Annotated in this window: 4 protein-coding genes; 3 read left to right on the forward strand and 1 reads right to left on the reverse strand. The window is 49.8% G+C overall.

The annotated features are described in order from the left end of the window. Positions 1–114: 114 nt before the first annotated feature. Entirely contained in the window at positions 115–507 is a 393-nt protein-coding gene (locus tag Q0231_RS09515) for a response regulator (RefSeq protein WP_299347367.1), read from the reverse strand. Positions 508–695: 188 nt separating this feature from the next. Here Q0231_RS09515 and Q0231_RS09520 point away from each other — a divergent pair, with 188 nt between their 5' ends. From Q0231_RS09520 to Q0231_RS09530, 3 genes are all read left to right on the forward strand, one after another. Further along, on the forward strand, positions 696–1,115 hold the full coding sequence (locus Q0231_RS09520) for an OsmC family protein (protein ID WP_299347369.1): 420 nt from the start codon (positions 696–698) through the stop codon (positions 1,113–1,115). A gap of 110 nt (positions 1,116–1,225) precedes the next feature. Further along, positions 1,226–2,203, forward strand: a complete 978-nt coding sequence (locus tag Q0231_RS09525) for a bifunctional riboflavin kinase/FAD synthetase (RefSeq protein ID WP_299347371.1) — start codon at positions 1,226–1,228, stop codon at positions 2,201–2,203. A 344-nt stretch (positions 2,204–2,547) separates the two neighbouring features. Further along, the coding region (locus Q0231_RS09530) for a class I tRNA ligase family protein (RefSeq protein ID WP_299347373.1) at positions 2,548–3,599 on the forward strand (1,052 nt) is incomplete at its 3' end.

Genomic DNA, 3,599 nt, shown 5'->3' on the forward strand with positions numbered 1-3,599 from the left:
ACTTTTTCTGCCATTGCAATGACCTCCCGCAGGGGGATCGCATTATCTTCGCGAGACGCAAGCTCTTCGCTATGGTCTGGCACCGGGGCGTCCAATTTTTCAGCCGTGTTCATATTATGCCACCTGCTGTTCAAACACAGTTTCAATTTTGCCTTGCAAAATCTCTGATGTGAATGGTTTGATAATATAATTGTTTACGCCCGCTCGCTTGGCCGCAATCACATTTTCTGTGGCGCTTTCCGCGGTGATCATGATGAATTTTGTGGCAGAGGTTTCAGGGTTTGCCCGCACAGCGCGCAACAGATCGAACCCGGTCATCGGCTCCATGTTCCAGTCCGATATCACCAAGTCATATTTGTTGGTTTCAAACTGTTTTAAGGCCGCTTGCCCGTCAGAGGCTTCGTGTACATTTTCAAAACCCAATTGCTTTAAAAGATTGCGCAAAATGCGCAGCATGGTGGCGTAGTCATCAACAATTAGGATACGCATATTTCTATTCAATTGCATGGTTGGTCCCCAGCACATTTCCAACATGAACTAAGCATCACATTAATCTCTTGCGTTAAAACTGGCGTAAACCAGCCCTTGCGGGGAAATACCTATACGCCAGATCCGTTGGTGCAGTGCCGAAATCAGTTGAGCGAATTGACAAAAGTCGCCAAGGTAGAACTGACACCAAGAGGTTAGGCAATCGCATGCTTGAATATAATGTTACGGCAATCCGCAAAGACGCCACCGCCAGTCTAGCTCAGAGCGGCGAAGCTGAAATAATGCTCGATACAGGGCTAAAAGGTCGCCCGGATGCATTAAACCCTGCAGAGCTTTTTTTGGCTTCGATTGCCGCATGTATGATCAAGGGGATCGAGCGTGTATGTCCTATCCTTGATTTTGAGCTCAGCGGCGTAAGAGTGCAACTGCATGCAAAGCGCCAAGACGCACCGCCTATGATCACACATGTGAATTATGAGATTTTGGTCAATTCACAAGAAAGCGATGCACGGTTGGATTTGTTGCACAAAAATGTCAAAAAATATGGGACAATTTTCAACACAGTAAGCAAAGCAGTTGCAATCGAAGGTCGTTTGGTGCGCAGTGCAGAAAACGACGCTGGATAACTTGATGTTTTGCCTCGTTTTTGCGGCTTGCAAATCCGCAACGAAAAGGGCAGTTTGCACCCCAACATTCTAGTCTGTGCCAGAAATGGCGAAAAGGAACTGCGAAAACTATGGCGTTTTCCCTTATTGAGGATATTTCTCAATTCCCACCTGCGTTGCGTGGTGCCACCATTGCCATTGGCAATTTCGATGGCTGCCACCTTGGGCACCAAGCTGTGTTTGATGCAGCAAAGGAAAAAGCCAACCGAGAAGGCAAGCCCGCGCTGGTGTTGACGTTTGAGCCACATCCGCGTGATGTTTTTGCGCCCCAGCCTTTCATGTTTCGCCTAACCGAGCGCGACCAAAAAGCACGGCTTGTTGAAGCTTTGGGCTTTGATGGCATCATCGTTATGCCGTTCAATAAAGACCTTGCGGGCAAAACCGCAGAAGAGTTTGTGTCCGATTTCCTTGTCGATTCGATTGATGTAAGTGCTGTTGCGGTTGGCGCCGATTTCCACTTCGGCAAAGCACGCGCGGGCACGCCTGACTTTTTGGCGAAATCTGGCGAATTGCACGGCTTTGATGTTAAGATTTGCGGCATGTTGGATGATGGCAGTGAACCTGTTTCATCCTCGCGTGTGCGCGAAGCATTGCGCGAAGGCGATGTGCCAGCCGCCAATGCGCTGCTCGGCTATCACTTCTTTATTGCCGGTAATGTGAGCCACGGCGACAAACGGGGTCGCGAATTGGGCTATCCAACCGCCAATATCGCTTTGTCGCCATTTGAAGGGCTACAACACGGCATTTATGCGGTGCGGGTGCTGCATAAAGGCAAGGCCTATGACGGTGTCGCCAGCTATGGCCGCCGCCCTATGTTTGATAACGGCAAGGCCCTGTTTGAAACCCACATTTTTGATTTCAAAGGTGAGATTTACGGCGACAAGCTAGAAGTCGCTATCACCAAATACTTGCGCGGCGAAAAGAAATTTGACGGTGTTGATGATCTAATTGCGGCAATGGACCAAGACAGCATTGAAGCGAAAGAAAATCTAGCCCAAGAAAAAGCCATTACCGCTTTGGATGAAAAACTGGGGTTTTTCAGCCTCTAGTTCAGCCATCAAAGCCAAGCATTGGTTGACTTCTTTGCCGTTTGTGCATTATTCGATCAGGGACCAAAACCAAAGTTTTTGAGCAAATGAACCGTACGATTGTATTGAACAAAATTCATCTGGCCGCGCGCACTGGAGCGCGCGCTGTGATTTTTGGTGCATTTGACCCCATACCACGAATTACCAGCCGGCCTTCGTGAGCTGACGCTAATTGCGCAGCACGAAGTGTCGGATGACCTCATAAATCGCCAATAAATGCTTCATGTATGTGGGGTGGCCAAAGGCCGCTCAACCAAAGCAACGGGCGAGACCACGAAAATTCCAAAATATGGATTTGATCCAAGATGACCGATAATCAAACGACCTCAAACGAGGCGCAACAAGCTGACAAAAAAGACTATTCAGCGACGCTGAACTTGCCAAAAACCGATTTCCCCATGCGGGCCGGATTGCCAAAGCGCGAGCCAGCTTGGCTTAAACGCTGGGAAGATATGGACCTTTATGGGCAATTGCGCGAAACCTCTAAAGACAAAGAGAAGTTTACGCTGCACGATGGCCCGCCCTATGCGAACGGAAATATCCACATCGGCCACGCGCTCAATAAAATCCTCAAAGACATTATTGTGCGCTCTATGCAGATGCAGGGCTTTAACGCAGCCTATGTGCCGGGTTGGGATTGTCACGGTCTGCCGATCGAATGGAAGATCGAAGAAAAATACCGCGCCAAAGGCAAGAACAAAGACGAAGTGCCAATCAACGAATTCCGCCAAGAGTGCCGCGAATTCGCTGGCCATTGGGTTGATGTGCAACGCGAAGAGTTTAAACGCCTTGGCGTCAACGGCGAGTGGGACAACCCCTACATCACCATGAGCTTTGACGCAGAAGCACAAATCGCTCGCGAACTAATGAAGTTTGCAACCTCCGGCCAGCTCTATCGCGGGTCAAAGCCTGTTATGTGGTCAGTTGTTGAACGCACTGCCTTGGCTGAAGCCGAAATCGAATATCACGACTATGAAAGTGATGCGATCTGGGTGAAATTCCCGGTTAAAGCGGCTGGTGGCAATGAAAGCCAAGAAGGTCTGCTTGAGCATTTGCTCGATGCAGCAGTTGTCATCTGGACAACGACCCCTTGGACCATGCCCTCGAATAAGGCTGTCGTATATGGCGAGGGTATTTCCTACGGCTTGTACGAAGTGACTGCGACGCCTGATGAGTGTTGGGCCGACGTCGGCGAGAAATTCCTTCTGGCCGATAAGCTGGCGGCAGATGTGTTTGCTAAGGCGCGTCTTGAGGAGGGTCAGTGGACCCGTGTTCGTGATGTTCCGAGCGATGAGTTGTCGAGCCTGTCTTTGCAGCACCCGTTGGCTGGAGCTGAAGGATCAAACGGCGAATGGGA

The sequence above is a fragment of the uncultured Maritalea sp. genome, from assembly GCF_937139385.1.
In the GTDB taxonomy this organism is placed as follows: Bacteria; Pseudomonadota; Alphaproteobacteria; order Rhizobiales; family Devosiaceae; genus Maritalea; species Maritalea porphyrae_A.